The organism is Allobosea sp. GW822-FHT05A11 (genome assembly GCF_058800455.1).
Window position 1 is genome coordinate 81289 of sequence record NZ_JBXAMI010000001.1, and the last position, 14884, is coordinate 96172.

13 protein-coding genes are annotated in these 14884 nt (G+C 66.8%); 9 read left to right on the forward strand and 4 right to left on the reverse strand.

Annotated elements, in window-relative coordinates; all coding sequences use genetic code 11:
- Window positions 1-16: 16 nt before the first annotated feature.
- Window positions 17-685, reverse strand: coding sequence for a PAQR family membrane homeostasis protein TrhA (gene trhA / locus AC1RLU_RS00425; protein WP_061970434.1), 669 nt, complete (start codon window positions 683-685; stop codon window positions 17-19).
- Window positions 686-988: 303 nt separating this feature from the next.
- Between trhA and AC1RLU_RS00430 the strand changes: the two genes are divergently transcribed.
- The 4 genes from AC1RLU_RS00430 to lhpH all read left to right on the forward strand — a co-directional run bounded on the left by AC1RLU_RS00430 (window position 989) and on the right by lhpH (window position 5896).
- On the forward strand, window positions 989-2488 hold the full coding sequence (locus AC1RLU_RS00430; protein WP_492793428.1) for a M81 family metallopeptidase: 1500 nt from the start codon (window positions 989-991) through the stop codon (window positions 2486-2488).
- Window positions 2489-2511: 23 nt separating this feature from the next.
- Window positions 2512-3672, forward strand: coding sequence for a M20 aminoacylase family protein (locus AC1RLU_RS00435; protein ID WP_492793429.1), 1161 nt, complete (start codon window positions 2512-2514; stop codon window positions 3670-3672).
- Between the two features lie 11 nt (window positions 3673-3683).
- The gene (locus AC1RLU_RS00440; protein WP_492793430.1) at window positions 3684-4820 is read left to right on the forward strand and encodes a M20/M25/M40 family metallo-hydrolase; all 1137 of its coding nucleotides are present in this window, start codon (window positions 3684-3686) and stop codon (window positions 4818-4820) included.
- A gap of 68 nt (window positions 4821-4888) precedes the next feature.
- A complete protein-coding gene (gene lhpH / locus AC1RLU_RS00445; protein WP_492793431.1) occupies window positions 4889-5896 on the forward strand; it encodes a trans-3-hydroxy-L-proline dehydratase in 1008 nt (335 codons plus the stop codon).
- Window positions 5897-5967: 71 nt separating this feature from the next.
- On the opposite strand, the gene AC1RLU_RS00450 is transcribed toward lhpH, so the two are convergent.
- Window positions 5968-6858, reverse strand: a complete 891-nt coding sequence (locus AC1RLU_RS00450; protein WP_061970442.1) for a LysR family transcriptional regulator — start codon at window positions 6856-6858, stop codon at window positions 5968-5970.
- A gap of 127 nt (window positions 6859-6985) precedes the next feature.
- On the opposite strand from AC1RLU_RS00450, the gene AC1RLU_RS00455 reads away from it, so the two are divergent.
- The 5 genes from AC1RLU_RS00455 to AC1RLU_RS00475 all read left to right on the forward strand — a co-directional run bounded on the left by AC1RLU_RS00455 (window position 6986) and on the right by AC1RLU_RS00475 (window position 11881).
- Window positions 6986-7987: a hydroxyacid dehydrogenase gene (locus AC1RLU_RS00455; protein WP_492793432.1), complete on the forward strand. Its 1002-nt coding sequence runs from the start codon at window positions 6986-6988 to the stop codon at window positions 7985-7987.
- Between the two features lie 47 nt (window positions 7988-8034).
- A complete protein-coding gene (locus tag AC1RLU_RS00460) occupies window positions 8035-9003 on the forward strand; it encodes a Bug family tripartite tricarboxylate transporter substrate binding protein (protein WP_492793433.1) in 969 nt (322 codons plus the stop codon).
- 127 nt (window positions 9004-9130) lie between these two features.
- Window positions 9131-9586 carry a tripartite tricarboxylate transporter TctB family protein gene (locus AC1RLU_RS00465; RefSeq protein WP_492793434.1) on the forward strand — a complete coding sequence of 152 codons (456 nt, stop codon included), beginning with the start codon at window positions 9131-9133 and terminating at the stop codon, window positions 9584-9586.
- 2 nt (window positions 9587-9588) lie between these two features.
- Window positions 9589-11106, forward strand: coding sequence for a tripartite tricarboxylate transporter permease (locus AC1RLU_RS00470; RefSeq protein ID WP_492793435.1), 1518 nt, complete (start codon window positions 9589-9591; stop codon window positions 11104-11106).
- 100 nt (window positions 11107-11206) lie between these two features.
- Window positions 11207-11881: an RraA family protein gene (locus tag AC1RLU_RS00475; protein ID WP_492793436.1), complete on the forward strand. Its 675-nt coding sequence runs from the start codon at window positions 11207-11209 to the stop codon at window positions 11879-11881.
- A gap of 22 nt (window positions 11882-11903) precedes the next feature.
- On the opposite strand, the gene AC1RLU_RS00480 is transcribed toward AC1RLU_RS00475, so the two are convergent.
- Window positions 11904-13124, reverse strand: a complete 1221-nt coding sequence (locus tag AC1RLU_RS00480; RefSeq protein ID WP_492793437.1) for a c-type cytochrome — start codon at window positions 13122-13124, stop codon at window positions 11904-11906.
- Window positions 13121-14884: a GMC family oxidoreductase gene (locus AC1RLU_RS00485; protein WP_492793438.1), complete on the reverse strand. Its 1764-nt coding sequence runs from the start codon at window positions 14882-14884 to the stop codon at window positions 13121-13123. Before AC1RLU_RS00485 ends, AC1RLU_RS00480 begins: the two co-directional genes overlap by 4 nt.

A 14884-nucleotide genomic window follows, 5' to 3' on the forward strand; every position in this document is an offset into this window, starting at 1 on the left:
GCGGGGCGGCTGCAGCTCATGCCGTTGGTGCGATCGCATAGGCCCGAAACACGGCCCCATAGAAACAGCCGGACGCTACGAGAACGAAGCCGTGCCAGATCGCATTCTGGAACGGCAGGCTTTCCCAGACGTGGAAAATGACACCGATCGAGTAGAGCAGGCCGCCTGCGACGATCAACCATAAGGTGGTCGCGGGCAGGAGGCTGACGCTCTCCCAGATCAGGAGACCGCTCCACCCGATCAGGAGATAAAGCGCGATCGACAGGCGGTCGAACCGACCCGGCAGAGCCACCTTGATGACGACGCCGGCCGCCGCCGCGAGCCACACGACGACGAGGAGGGTCTGGGCGAAAATGCTCCCGCTCAGCTTCATCAGGAACGGGGTGTAGGTGCCGGCGATGAGAACGTAGATCGCCGAATGGTCGAAGCGCCTGATGAACCATTTGCGGGGCGAGATCGGCCACATGTTGTAGGTCGCCGAGACGATCAGGACCGCGAGGAGGGCCGCGCCATAGATCGAAACGGGAATCAGATCGAACAGCGGAGCGCGGTTGGCGACCTGAACGATCAAGGCTGCGACGGCTCCCAGCCCGAGGGCAATGCCGAGGACATGGATCACACCGTCAGCCCAAAGCTCGGCGCGCCTGAAGACGAAGCGTCCTACGACGGGAACGTTCACGGCAATTCCTCACGCGCTGGCAGCTCAAGTTGGTTTGGCACGTAACGGGAACCTGTGTCATCTCAATGTCGCCGCCTGTGCTGCATCGTCACAGGCCTGCCGGCTCATCGGATGTGTCTTTGCGGTTCCCGGAAGCGCGGGTGATGCATTGCGGCCCCTGTTGCGCATGCCTTGCGATGCTCGGAAGGTCTCCCGGGCACCGACCGGCATGATCCAGCCCCGCCATTTCGCCATGGCCGGGCCGGCGCTTTTGCGCCTTGGAGAGCGCAGCTGCCTGTGATTACCTCGGCTGCAGCCAAGGGGGAACGGATGCCGCGTCGCATTGCATTTGGTGGATTTCTCCACGAAACCAACACCTTCGCACCCAGCGTGGCCGGGATGGAGGCGTTCCAGCAAGGCGGTGGCTGGCCGCCGCTGGCGCGCGGCGAAGCGATCTTCGCAGCCGTGAAGGACGTCAATGTCAGCGCCGCCGGTTTCGTCGACAGCGCCCGTGGGCGGGATTGGGAGCTTGTGCCGACGCTCTGGTGTGCAGCCAGCCCCTCCGCCCATGTCACGACCGAGGCCTTCGAGGCGCTCGCCGGCGAGCTGGTCGAGCGCATTGCCGCAGCTTTGCCGCTGGACGGGGTCTATCTCGACCTCCACGGCGCCATGGTCGCGCAGAATCACGATGACGGTGAGGGCGAATTGCTGCGGCGGGTGCGCGCTGCGATCGGGCCCGAGGTTCCGCTTGTCGTCAGCCTCGACCTGCACGGCAATGTCACGCCGCTGATGATGGCGATGGCCGATGCGCTCGTCGCCTTCCGCACCTATCCGCATGTCGACATGGCGCTGACCGGTAGCCGCTCGGCCGAGGTGCTGGCGCAACTGATCGAGACGGGCGCCCGCCCGGCCAAGGCCTTCCGCCAGGTGCCCTATCTCATCCCCATCGCCTGGCAGGCGACGGCGATGGAGCCCTGCCGCACCATCTATGCCGAACTCGCGGCGCTCGAAGGCCCGGCCGTGCCCACGCTCTCCTTCCTGCCCGGCTTCCCGGCAGCCGATTTCCCGGATTGCGGCGCGACCGTCCTCGCCTATGGCGCGACGCAGGCCGATGCCGACCGGGCGGCCGATGCGGTCCTTGCCCGCGTGATGGCCAGTGAAGCCGCGTTCAAGGGCCGGGTCTTCTCGCCGGAGGACGGCGTGGCGGAGGCGATGCGTCTGGCCGAAACCGCGACGAAGCCCGTCGTCATCTCCGACACGCAGGACAATCCCGGTGCCGGCGGCGATTCCGACACGATGGGCATGGCCCATGCCCTGGTGCGGGGCGGCGCGACACGCGCCGCGATCGGCGTCATCGTCGATCCCGCTGCGGCTGCGGCCGCCCATGCCGCGGGCGAAGGCGCGACGATCTCGCTGTCGCTCGGAGCAAAGTCGGGTATCCCGGGCGACCGCCCGCTCGCGGGAGACTTTCTGGTCGAGACGCTGTCGGACGGCCGTTTCGTCGCGCCCGGCCCGTTCTACGGGGGATCGCGGATGAATCTCGGGCCGAGCGCCTGCCTGCGCGTCGGTGACGTCCGGATCGTCGTCGGCTCGCGCAAGGCGCAGATGGCCGATCAGGCGATGTACCGTCAGGTCGGCATCGAGCCGACCGAGCAGGCGATACTGGTCAACAAGAGTTCGGTGCATTTCCGCGCCGATTTCGAGCCGATCGCCGCCACGATCCTCGTCTGCGCCGCGCCGGGGCCGATGCCCGTCGACCCCGCCGCCTTGCCATGGCGCCGGTTGCGGCCCGGCCTGCGGACCTCGCCCCTCGGCCAGCCCTTCGCCTGAACAATCCGATATCTGGAGCCGTCATGCCCGCCCTGCCTGAGATACTGTCCTTCACGGACGAACTCGTCGCCATCCGCCGCGACCTCCATGCCCATCCCGAGATCGGCTTCGAGGAGGTCCGGACCTCCGACATCGTGGCGGAAAAGCTCACGAGCTGGGGCATCGAGGTCCATCGCGGCATCGGCAAGACCGGGCTGGTCGGCATCCTCAACGGCACCGGCGGAACGGGGCGGCGCATCGGCCTGCGCGCAGATATGGACGCGCTGCCGATCCAGGAGATCACCAATCTGCCGTGGCGCTCCACCGTCGCCGGCAAGATGCATGCCTGCGGCCATGACGGCCACACCACCATGCTGCTCGGCGCGGCCCGCTACCTCTCCGAGAACCGCGGCTTCAAGGGTACGGCTGTGTTCGTCTTCCAGCCGGCCGAGGAAGGGCTCGGCGGGGCGCGCAGCATGATCGCCGAGAAGCTGTTCGAGCGCTTCCCCTGCGACGAGATCTATGGGTTGCACAATTCGCCCGATCTCGAGCCCGGCCAGATCTCGATCTTCCCGGGACCTGCCATGGCCGGTGCCGATTTCTTCGACATCAGGATCACCGGCCGCGGCAGCCATGGCGCCATGCCGCATATGGGGCGCGACCCGATCGTCGTGGCGATGAGCCTCGCCAACGCGCTGCAGACCATCGTCAGCCGCAACGCCGATCCGCGCGAGGCCGCCGTGCTCTCGATCACGCAGATCCATGCCGGCTCGGCCTATAACGTCATCCCCGAGGAGGCGGTGCTCGCCGGCACGATCCGCACCTTCTCGCCGGAGATCGGCGCGCTCGTGCGCGACCGCATGCGCGAGATCGCGGCCGGCACGGCGGCGAGCTTCGGCGTCACCATCGACGTCGACATCCGCAACATCTTCAACGTGCTGGTCAATCACGAGGCCCAGACCGACGCCGTTCTCGCTGTCGCCGCCGAGATCGTCGGCAACGAGGGCGTGCTGACCGATGGCAAGCCATTGATGGGCAGCGAGGATTTCGCCGACATGCTGCGCGTCGTGCCTGGCGCCTATGCCTGGGTCGGCCATGCCGGCACCGTGCCGGTGCACAATCCTTCCTATGTGCTCGACGACGGCATTCTGCCGGTCGGCGCCAGCCTGCTGGCCCGGCTCGTCGAAACGCGCGCAGCCGCCTGAGGATCGATCGGATGGATATCGCCGCGCTGCCGCTCGACACCGAGGCGCTGCTCGGGGGCCTGCGCCCGTGGATCGAGTGCGAGAGCCCGACTTTCGACCCCGCTGCCGTCAACCGGATGATGGACCTCGCCGCCGCCGACACCGCAACGGCCGGCGCTAGCATCACCCGCATCCCCGGACCCAAGGGGCTAGGCGACTGCGTGCGCGCCACCTTCCCGCATCCGCGCCAGGGCGAGCCCGGCATTCTGGTGATGTCGCATCTCGACACGGTGCATCCGGTCGGGACGCTGGCGAAGCTGCCTTTCCGCCGCGAGGGCTCGCGCTGCTACGGGCCGGGCATTCTCGACATGAAGGGCGGCGCCTATGCCGGCCTGCAGGCCATCGTCGCCTTGACAAAAGCCGGCGTTGCGACGCCGCTGCCGATCACGGTGCTCTACACCTCCGACGAGGAGATCGGCAGCCCCGGCACGCGCGAATTGATCATGGAGGAGGCGCGCCGCCACCGCTACGTGCTGGTGCCGGAGCCCGGTCAGCCGGGCGACGGCGTCGTCACCGGGCGCTATGCCATCGCCCGCTTCAATCTCGCGGCTAAAGGCCGGCCGAGCCATGCGGGTTCGCGGCTGAAGGACGGCCGCTCCGCCATCAGCCTGATGGCGCGGCAGCTGCTCGCCATCGAAGAGATGACCGGCGAGGACTGCACCTTCTCGGTCGGCGTGATCCAGGGCGGCCAGTGGGTCAACTGCGTCCCGACATCCTGCCGGGCCGAGGCGCTCAGCATGGCCAAGCGCCAGCAGGATCTCGACCGCGGCGTCGAGCGCATGCTCGCCTTGTCGCAGTGCGAGGCCGACGGCACGGGCTTCACGGTCGGGCGCGGCGTCACCCGCCCGGTCTGGGAGCCCGACGAGGGCACGATGGCGCTCTACCGGGAGGCACGTAGTATCGCCGCGGAGCTTGGCTGGGAGCTCGGCCATGCCTCGGCCGGCGGCGGCTCCGACGCCAATTTCACCGGCGCGGCCGGAGTTCCTTCGCTCGATGGGCTTGGTCTGCTCGGTGCCGGCTATCACACGCTGGAAGAGCATATCGAGGTGGACAGTCTGGCGCGGCGCACCCGCCTGATCGCCGGGCTGCTCGCGCGCCTGTCGGATTGAGGCGCGGGGCCGCAGCCGCGGCCCCTGCCGGACACAGCACCACGGCCAGCACAGCTCGAAGGGGAACGATGCAAGCCGACCGCGTCATCCAGACCATCGAGACCCATACCGGCGGCGAGCCGTTCCGGATCGTGACGAGCGGGCTGCCGCGGCTGCCCGGCAAGACGATCGTGCAGCGGCGCGACTGGGTGAAGAACAACATCGACGATGTCAGGCAGGCGCTGATCTTCGAGCCGCGCGGCCATGCCGACATGTATGCCGGCTACCTGACCGAGCCGGTCTCGCCCGATGCCGATTTCGGCGTCATCTTCGTGCATAACGAAGGTTACAGCGACCATTGCGGGCATGGCGTCATCGCGCTCGCGACCGCGGCCGTCGAACTCGGCTGGGTCCAGCGCACCGAGCCGGAAACGCGGGTGGGGATCGACGCGCCCTGCGGCTTCATCGAGGCCTTCGTCGCCTGGGACGGCAGGCGCGCCGCCAGCGTGCGCTTCGTGAACGTGCCGTCCTATCTGCTCTATCCCGACGTCAGCGTAGAGACGCCGACCTACGGCCGGGTCACCGGCGACATCGCCTTCGGCGGCGCCTTCTATTTCTACACCGATGGCCGCCCCTTCGGCCTGACGATCCGCCGGGAGAAGGCCGAGGCCCTGATCCGCTTCGGCGCCGAGGTGAAGGCAGCCGCCAATGCAGCATTCCCGGTGGTTCATCCGGAGATACCCGAGCTGAACCATATCTACGGCACGATCATCGATGGCGATCCGCTCGACCCCGGTGCGACACAGGCGAATTGCTGCATCTTCGCTGACCGGCAGCTGGATCGCTCGCCGACCGGTTCCGGCACGGCCGGGCGGGCCGCGCTGCTCCATGCCAAGGGGTTGCTCAAGCCCGGCCACCTTCTGGTCAACGAATCCATCGTCGGCTCGATCATGACGGCGCGGGTCCTGAAGGAGACCAGATTGGGAGAGATCGACGCCGTCATCCCGGAAGTCTTCGGCAGTGCGCATCTCTGCGGTCAGGCGAGCTGGATCATCGATCGCGACGATCCGCTGCGGCACGGCTTCCTGCTGCGGTAGCGGGATCGCTAGAGCATTTTCGAGCGAAGTGGACGCCGGTTCGCGTGAAGAAAATGCGATAAAATAAAACGCTAGAGCGGCCCGAGATCGCGGACGATCAGGTTGTAGAGCGCCTGGGCGGCGGGAGTCAGCGTTTCGCCGCGCCGGCGGATCAGCGAGACCGGCCGGTCGACGATCGGGTCGACCAGCGGAATCTGGGCGAGGTCAGGGCGCAGGTTCTCGACGAGGGAAGCGACCAGAATGGCGATCCCCAGTCCTTCCGAGGCCAGCCCGATCGCGCTCGAGAAATACTCGACCACGAATTTGGTTTTCACCTCGATCCCGGAGCGCGACAGTTGCGCTTCCATCAGCAGGCGGTTGCCGCTGCTGCCGCCCAGCGTGATCAGATCCTGGCCGGCGAGGTCGGCCCAGGCGATGGTTTCGCGTCCGGCCAGCGGATGATCGTTGCGGCAATAGACGACGAAGGGATCGCGGACCAGGATCTCGTTGTGCAAGTCCTGCTGGTTCGGCGGCTGGACATGCAGGCCGAACTCGGCCTGGCGCCGGCGCACCGCCTCGATGACCAGCGTGCTGGTCCGGTCGAGGATCTCGACGCGGTTGTTCGGGTGCCGCGTGGCATAGCTTCTCAGGATGCGCGGCAGGCGCCCGTACATCAGCGACGGCACCGAGGCGATCGTGATGTCGCCGGTCGAGAAGCGCGACATCGTCTTCAGCCGCTCGAACGAGCGGTCGACGGCGTCGAGCATACGCTGGGCTTCCGGCAGGAATTCGCGGCCGATGCTGGTCAGCGCGACGGTTCGTGTCGTGCGGTCGATCAGTTTGAGCCCGACATGGGCCTCGAGCCGCTGGATGCGCCGCGTCAGGCCGGTTTGCGTGACGTGCAGCTTCTCGGCCGCCTTGTTGAAGCTGCCGAGCTCGGCGATCTGGATGAAGGCCTCGATGCCGTCGATCGGATGTTTCATGACAAAAGGTCATTGATATATGTCATTATTTCAGCATATGAGCATAGCCACCTTGGTCAATAGTGTTCCCGAAAGGCGCCCAACCGCTGCGAAGCGGGATGCGAGGCAGCCGTGAGGAAACGCAGAGATGACCGATACCAGTGCCCGCACCCGCGGCAGGCGCGTGCTCGTCACGCATGACCGTTTGGCTGAGAACGCCATCCAGCTTCTCAACGCGCATGACGTCGACGTCTTCTTCTCGCCGGCCTATGCGCCGAGCGAGCAGGTGGCCCAACGTGCAGCTGAATTGCAGGTCGATGCGCTGATCGTCCGCCAGGGCCGTGTCGACGAGGCGATCATTGCAGCCTCGCCGCGCTTGCGCGTCATCGCCAAGCACGGCGTCGGCGTCGACAATATCGACCTGCAGGCGGCCGCTTCACGCGATATCCCGGTCATCCGCGCGATGGGCTCGAATTCGCGCGCCGTCGCCGAGCACACCATCGCACTGGCCCTGACCCTGCTGAAGGACATCCCGCGCCTCGACACGGCCGTGAAGGCCGGAACCTGGCCGAAGCCGAGCTTCATCGGGCGCGATATCATCGGCACCGTGATCGGGCTTGTCGGCTTCGGCTCGATTGGCCAGCATGTTGCCCGGATGGCGCAGGGCCTCGGCATGACCGTCCTGCTGCACGACCCCCATGCCTGCGCGGCGATCGCGCAGTTCGGGGCGGATTGCGAACGCGATCTCGACAGCCTCGTTGCGGAAGCCGACATCGTCAGCCTGCATTGCCCGCTGACCAACGCCACGCGCGATCTGCTCGACGCGCGCCGCTTCGGCCTGATGAAGCCGACCTCGCTGGTGGTCAACACGGCCCGCGGCGCCCTCATCAATGAGGCGGCGCTTGTCGCCGCGCTGCTGGAAGGCCGGATCGCCGGGGCGGGTCTCGACAGTTTCGCGGTCGAGCCGCCGGCCGCGGACAGCCCGCTCTGGGCGCTGCCCAACCTGATCGCCACCCCGCATATCGCCGGCGTGACCGCGGGATCGGCCAAGACGATGGCCGAGATCGCCGCCCGGCATGTCATCGCCGTGCTCGATGGAGAAGAGCCGGATGCGGCCAGCCTCGCGAGGTTGACCGAACTCGCTGCCTGAAGATCCGGACCAGATACCGGACGACCATAACAAACGGGAGGAAGACCATGAAGATTGTCTACAAGGCGCTCGCCGCGCTCGCTCTGTCGGCGCTCGCGACGACGGCATCGGCACAGCAATATCCGGAGAAGCCGATCCGCCTCGTCATTCCGTTTCCGCCGGGCGGCGGCACCGACGTCGTCGCACGCGTCATCGCCCAGAAGCTCGGCGAAAGCACGGGCTGGACTATGGTGGCTGAGAACAAGCCGGGCAGCGGTGGCAGCGTCGGCCTGAGCCTCGCCGGCAAGGCTGCGCCGGACGGCTACACCATCGTCCTCGCGCAGAACGCCAATCTCGTGATCAACCCGATCCTCGGCAAGGCCAATTACGACCCGATCAAGGATTTCGCGCCGATCGGCCTCGTCGCCTCGGCGCCGCAGGTGCTGGTCGTCGCCAAGGATTCGCCCTTGAAGACGGTCGAAGATCTCATTGCCGCGGCCAAGGCCAAGGACGGCAAGCTCACCTTCGCCTCGCCCGGCGTCGGGACAAGCTCGCATCTGGCCGGCGAACTCCTGCAGCAGCTTGCCGGCGTCAAGTTCCGCCACGTTCCCTACAAGGGCGCGGCCCAGGCGCTGCCGGACCTGCTCGGCGGGCGCGTCGAGATCTACATCTCGTCGGTGCCCTCCGCGATGGTGCAGATCAAGGAAGGCACGCTGCGCCCGATCGCGGTGTTTGCCACCAAGCGCGATGCCGACCTGCCGGATGTCCCGACTTTCGAGGAGAAGGGCCTGAAGAACTCCGAAGCTGTGACCTGGTGGGGTCTGGCGGCGCCCGCGGGCGTGCCGGCGCCGATCGTCGCGCGCATCAATACCGAGCTCAACAAGGTGCTGAAGCAGCCCGACACCCAGGCCAAGCTGCGCTCGGCCGGCGCCGAGGCGCTCGGCGGGAGCAGCGATGAGTTCGGCGCGCTGATCAAGTCCGACGTGCCGAAATGGACTGCGGTCATCAAGGCGGCCGATGTGAAGGTCGCTAACTGAGCCGATACGCAGGCCGAGGCCGCCACCGCAAGGCGGCGGTTTCCCGGCACGTCGCACCATCCATCCCAGAAAGTCTTAGTCCCGGCGGCGCCAAGCCGTGCCGCCCGGCATCCTGCGGATATCGGCCATGAGAACCAGCATCTTCAAGAACCAGGACGCCCTCGCCGGCCTGCTGTTCATGGGACTAGGCGCGCTCGGCTTCGCGATTGCGCTCGGCTACACGTTCGGGACCACGATCGACATGGGGCCGGGCTATTTCCCGCGCGTCCTCAGCCTCGTCCTGATCGGCTTCGGCATCGTCATCTTCGTCAGGGGGCTGCGTCATTGCATGCCCGTCGAGGGCGGATGGGGCTGGCTGCCGCTTGCCCTGTTGAGCGCCTCGCTCCTGCTCTTCGGCTTCCTGCTCGAGCGGGTGGGGCTGGTGCCGGCGCTTGCTGCGCTGTTCTTCGTCTCGGCCCGTGCCGGCCATGAATTCAAGACGCGGGAGGTGCTCGTCCTGACGGCGGTGATGTCGGTCTTCGCCGCCATCGTCTTCGTCTGGGGACTGAAGCTGCCCTACGCCCTCTTCGCGTGGAATTTCTGATCATGGAGATCATCGATCACTTCGTGCTCGGCTTCGGCGTCGCCCTGTCGCTGCAGAACCTGGCCTATTGCTTCCTCGGCGTGCTGCTCGGCACCCTGATCGGCGTGCTGCCGGGCGTGGGCCCGCTGGTGACGATCTCGATGCTGCTGCCGATCACCTTCGGCCTGCCGCCGGTCTCGGCCGTCATCATGCTCTCGGGCATCTATTACGGCGCGCAATATGGCGGCTCGACCACGGCGATCCTGGTCAATCTGCCGGGCGAGACCTCGTCCGCCGTGACCTGCCTCGACGGCTACCAGATGGCGCGCCGCGGCCGGGCCGGCGCGGCGCTTGCGATCGCAGCGCTCTCCTCCTTCGTCGCCGGCTGCATCGGCACGCTGCTGATCGTCGCGCTCGGCGTGCCGCTGGCGAGCTGGGCGCTGCGCTTCGGCGCCGAGGACTATTTCGCCCTGATGGTGCTCGGCCTCGTCGCGGCTTCCGTGCTGAGCCATGGCGACATGGTCAAGGCGCTCGCCATGGTCGTGGTCGGGCTGCTGATCGGCCTCGTCGGCACCGATGTGAACTCGGGCGTTGAGCGTTACACCTTCGGCCTGCCCGAGCTCGCCGACGGCATCGGCTTCACCGTGCTCGCGGTCGGCATCTTCGCGATCTCCGAGGTCGTCATCAACCTGGAGCAGAAGGAGGCGCGCGAGGTCTTCACCAGGAATGTCGGCGGCCTGATGCCGCGCTGGGAGGACCTGAAGGCCTCGTTCCTGCCGACCTTGCGCGGCACTGCGATCGGCTCCTTCTTCGGCATCCTGCCGGGCACCGGCCCGTCGATCTCGTCCTTCTCCGCCTATATGCTCGAGAAGAAGCTGGCGAAGGACCCGTCCCGCTTCGGCCAGGGCGCGATCGAGGGCGTCGCTGCGCCGGAAGCCGCCAACAACGCGGCCGCACAGACCGCCTTCATCCCGACATTGACGCTCGGCATTCCCGGCAGCGCGACCATGGCGCTGATCCTCGGCGCGCTGATCATGAACGGCGTCCAGCCCGGTCCCACCGTGATGGCGCGCAATCCCGAATTGTTCTGGGGCGTCATCGCCAGCATGTTCATCGGCAACGCCCTCCTCGTCGCGCTGAACCTGCCCTTGGTCGGCCTCTGGGTCCGCCTGCTCAGCATTCCCTATCGCTGGCTGTTTCCGGCGATCGTGATGTTCTGCGCGCTCGGCAATTACAGCCTCAACAACAGCGCGATCGACGTCTATCTCTGCGCGGCGATCGGCGTGCTCGGCTATGTGCTGGCGAAGCTGAAATGCCCTCCCGCGCCGCTGGTGCTGGGCTATGTGCTCGGCCCGATGATGGAAGAGAACATCCGCCGGGCGCTGCTGCTCTCGGAAGGCGATCTCTCGATCTTCGTGAAGAGCCCGATCAGCCTGACCTTCCTTTCGCTCTCGCTGCTGCTGCTCGTCAGCATGGCCCTGCCCGCCATCCGCCGCGGCAAGGCGCGCGTCGATCAGGAAGAGGAAGCCAGCGCGACCTGAGCACGCCGGCGCAACCGCCCGTTTCGCAGCACCTCATTCTCCCAGCCGCTGCGCCGTCCGGTTCGCCGGACCGGCAAGCTGCAATCACCAAGGACGTCCCATGATCGGATTTCGCATCCTCAAGCGCCGCCGCCAGGTCGAGGCCGAACTCGTCGCGCGCTTCCGTACGGTCCCGGTCGCCAATGTCAGCGATTCGATGTCGCGGATGATGGCCGGCGGCGCCTCGCTGCGCCCGCTCCATCGCGGTGGCGTGATGGCCGGACCGGCGCTTACCGTGAAGACGCGGCCGGGCGACAACCTGATGATCCACAAGGCGCTCGACCTCGCCACTCCCGGCGACGTCGTTGTCGTCGATGGCGGTGGCGATCTCACCAATGCGCTGATCGGCGAATTGATGATCGCCCATGCCCGCAAGCGCGGCATCGCCGGGATCGTGCTTCACGGCGCGGTGCGCGACTCCGCCTGGATCCGTGAGAACGACCTGCCGATCTATGCCGCCGGCATCAGCCATCGCGGCCCCTACAAGGACGGCCCCGGTGAGATCAACGTGCCGATCGCGATCGAGGGCATGGTGATCGAGCCGGGCGATCTCGTCATCGGCGACGATGACGGCATCCTCTGCGTGCCCTTCGACCAGGCGGAGACGATCTATGCCGCCGCCCACAAGAAGCACGCGATGGAAGAAAAGAAGATGCAGGCGATCGAGCAGGGCAAGGACGATCGCAGCTGGATCGACGCCACGCTGGCGCGGCTGGGCTGCGCGATCGAGGCCTGATCGCTGCGGAGGTCGGCGAACCCTATCGCTTCAGCGCCGCCCGCAGATCCTTGACCTGTCCCGATGTCACCGGCGGCGCGGCGTTGCCCCAGCTGTTGCGGACATAGGTCAGCACGTTCGCGACATCGGCATCGCCGAGATTCCAGCCGAAGGACGGCATGGCAGGCGTCGTCGGCCGGGCCGTGGTGGCGACGGCCTGGCTGCCCTGCAGCACGACGCGGATGAGCGAGGTCGGGTCGGTGCTGTTGATCACCGGAGCCTTGGCGAGGGTCGCGAAGAGCGAGGCCTGGCCCGCGCCGGTCGAGTTGTGGCAGGCCGAGCAGCGGTCGAGATAGATCGCCTTGCCGGCGGCCATTGCCGGATCGGTTGCCGCAAGCGGTTGCGGGGCGGGCGTGCCGTCGCTCTTGATGTCCTTGAGATAGGCCGCGACCGCCTGGAGATCGGCATCGGCCCATTTGCTGGTCGACTGGGTGATTGCTTCCGCCATCGGCCCCGAGGCGATGTCGAAGCGGTTCGCGCCGGTCTTCAGATAGGAGACGATGTCGTCAGTCGACCAGCTGCCGAGGCCCTTATGCGGATCACCGGTCAGGTTGGGGGCGTACCAACTCTGGAGACTGCCGCCCCTCAGGAATTCGCCTGATTTGTCGGCGCCTGTCAGGCTCTTCGGCGTATGGCAGGTGCCGCAATGGCCGGCGCCGTTGACGAGATAAGCGCCGCGGTTCCAGGCTGCCGACTTCGCGGGATCAGGCTGGAACTCCTTCGGCGAGAAGTTGAGCCAGTTCCAGCCGATCACCGAAGCGCGGATGCTGAACGGGAAGGGGAGCTGGTTCGAGACGACGTGGTTCGTCACCGGCTCGACCTTCTGGAAATAGGCCCAGAGATCGGCGATGTCGGTGTCCTTCATCGTCGCGTAGGCGGGATAGGGCATCGCCGGGTAAAGCCGCTTGCCGCCCTTGCCGATGCCCGTCTTCAGCGCATTGCGGAAATCAGCATAGCTCCAGCTGCCGATACCGGTCTCGGGATCGGGCGTGATGTTCGGAGGTACCAGTGCGCCGAAGGGGGTTTGCAGCGGCAGGCCGCCGGCGAAGGGCTTGCCGCCCGGTCTGGTGTGGCAGGCGGAGCAATCGGCCAGGACAGCCTGATAGCGGCCGGCCTCGATGCGGTCGAACAGGTCGGAGGCGAAGCCCTTCGCCCCGAAGACGGTGGCGGCCGCGAGGCCGGCGATGAGCGCTGCCTTCTTCATGCTTCCACCAGCTTGCCGGGGTTCTTCAGGTAATGATTGCGGATCGCATCCGCGGCCCAGTAGGCGAGCGCGCCGACCGGGCCTGTCGGGTTCTTGCCGGCATTCTGCGGGAAGGCGGAGGCGCCGATAACGAAGACGTTCGGCACGTCCCAGGCCTGCAGGTGGCGGTTGACGGCGCTGGTCTTCGGGTCCGTGCCCATGATCGCGCCGCCGGTGTTGTGGGTGCTCTGGTAGGGGACGGAGTTCCAGCCCTTGCGCTGCTTGCCGACCACCGCCTGCTTGCCGCCGAGCGCGTCGGCGATCTCCTTCATGCGGTCGCTGACCCAGTTCGACATGCGGATGTCGTTGTCCGGGAAATCGAAGGTCACACGCAGCAGCGGCCGGCCGAAGCGGTCCTTGTAGGTCGGGTCGAGGTCGAGATAGTTGCCGCGTGTCGCGTAGGAGGAGCCCTGCGACGAGAAGATCAGCGTGTTGTTGTAGTACTGCTTCGTCGCCTTCTTCCAGGCGGAGCCCCAGCGCGGCGTGCCGGGCGGCACCGGCCGGTACTGGATCGGGCGGCCATTGGTCGGGATGCAGTTGATGCCGGCGCCGCCGACGAAGTCCAGCGGGCCGTGGTCGAAGGCATCGCCATTATAATCGTCCAGCGACTGGCCAAGCGCACCGGCCGCGATGAACGGGTTCATGTGCTTGCCTTCGAAGAAGACCTGTGTGCTGGCATTGGTCTGGTAGCAGTAGTTGCGCCCGACCACGCCTTCGCCGCTCGCCGGGTCATAAGGCTTGCCGATGCCGGAGAGCAGCATCAGCCGGACATTGAACAGGCCGTAGGCGTTGAGCAGGACGAGATCGGCCGGCTGCTCGAAGGTTTCGCCGTTGACGTCGATATAGGTGACGCCGGTCGCGGTCTTGCCATCGGCCGCGAGGTTGATCTTCAGCACCTCGCATTCGGTGCGCGCCTCGAAATTCGATTTGCGCATCAGCACCGGCAGCACGGTCGTATGCGCGCTCGACTTCGAATAATTGGCGCAGCCGAAGCGCTCGCAGAAGCCGCAAGCCGTGCACTGGCCCATCGCGATGCCCAGCGGGTTGACATAGGCGCCGGAGAGATTGGCCGAGGGCGTCGGGAAGGGGTGCAGTCCCTTGGAGCGCGCTGCTTCCGCGAACAGGGTCGGCGCATAGGTCATCTGCATCGGCGGCAGCGGATAGTCGCGCTTGCGCGGTCCCTCGAACGGGTTGCCGCCCTGCTGGATCGCGCCGTTGAGGTTCCCGGCCTTGCCGGAGATGCCGCAGAGATATTCGAAACGGTCGAAGGCGCTCTCCATCTCGTCATAGGAGACGCCCCAGTCCTGGATCTGGAGCTCGGAAAGCCGGTCCGCCCCGTAGCGCTCGGTCAGATGGGTCTTCAGCGCGAAATCGCTTGGGAAGAAGCGCCAGGTATGGCCGTTCCAGTGCGTGCCCGCGCCGCCGACCCCGGTTCCGGGCAGGAAGGAGCCGTAGTCCCGCATCGGCAGCGCCGTCTGCGAGACGTCATTGCGCATCGTCATGGCTTCCTGCGCCGGCTGCAGGAACAGGTCCTTGCGCACAGCGTAGCGCAGTTCGTCGGGGGCATAGGCGACGTTGAAATCGGTCGCCGTGTCGCGCCAGGGGCCGCGCTCGATCGCGACGACGTCGAGACCGGCATCGGTTAGTTCATGGGCCAGGATCGAGCCGGTCCAGCCGAGCCCGACGATGACGACATCCTTGCGGGGGAGTTTCCGGGCCAT

Bases quoted from the DNA above. Each gene is read 5' to 3' on its own strand.
- AC1RLU_RS00430 (WP_492793428.1), top strand. From the start codon at position 989: ATGCCGCGTCGCATTGCATTTGGTGGATTTCTCCACGAAACCAACACC.
- AC1RLU_RS00435 (WP_492793429.1), top strand. From the start codon at position 2,512: ATGCCCGCCCTGCCTGAGATACTGTCCTTCACGGACGAACTCGTCGCC.
- AC1RLU_RS00440 (WP_492793430.1), top strand. From the start codon at position 3,684: ATGGATATCGCCGCGCTGCCGCTCGACACCGAGGCGCTGCTCGGGGGC.
- lhpH (WP_492793431.1), top strand. From the start codon at position 4,889: ATGCAAGCCGACCGCGTCATCCAGACCATCGAGACCCATACCGGCGGC.
- AC1RLU_RS00450 (WP_061970442.1), bottom strand. From the start codon at position 6,858: ATGAAACATCCGATCGACGGCATCGAGGCCTTCATCCAGATCGCCGAG.
- AC1RLU_RS00455 (WP_492793432.1), top strand. From the start codon at position 6,986: ATGACCGATACCAGTGCCCGCACCCGCGGCAGGCGCGTGCTCGTCACG.
- AC1RLU_RS00460 (WP_492793433.1), top strand. From the start codon at position 8,035: ATGAAGATTGTCTACAAGGCGCTCGCCGCGCTCGCTCTGTCGGCGCTC.
- AC1RLU_RS00465 (WP_492793434.1), top strand. From the start codon at position 9,131: ATGAGAACCAGCATCTTCAAGAACCAGGACGCCCTCGCCGGCCTGCTG.
- AC1RLU_RS00470 (WP_492793435.1), top strand. From the start codon at position 9,589: ATGGAGATCATCGATCACTTCGTGCTCGGCTTCGGCGTCGCCCTGTCG.
- AC1RLU_RS00475 (WP_492793436.1), top strand. From the start codon at position 11,207: ATGATCGGATTTCGCATCCTCAAGCGCCGCCGCCAGGTCGAGGCCGAA.
- AC1RLU_RS00480 (WP_492793437.1), bottom strand. From the start codon at position 13,124: ATGAAGAAGGCAGCGCTCATCGCCGGCCTCGCGGCCGCCACCGTCTTC.
- AC1RLU_RS00485 (WP_492793438.1), bottom strand. From the start codon at position 14,884: ATGGCCCGGAAACTCCCCCGCAAGGATGTCGTCATCGTCGGGCTCGGC.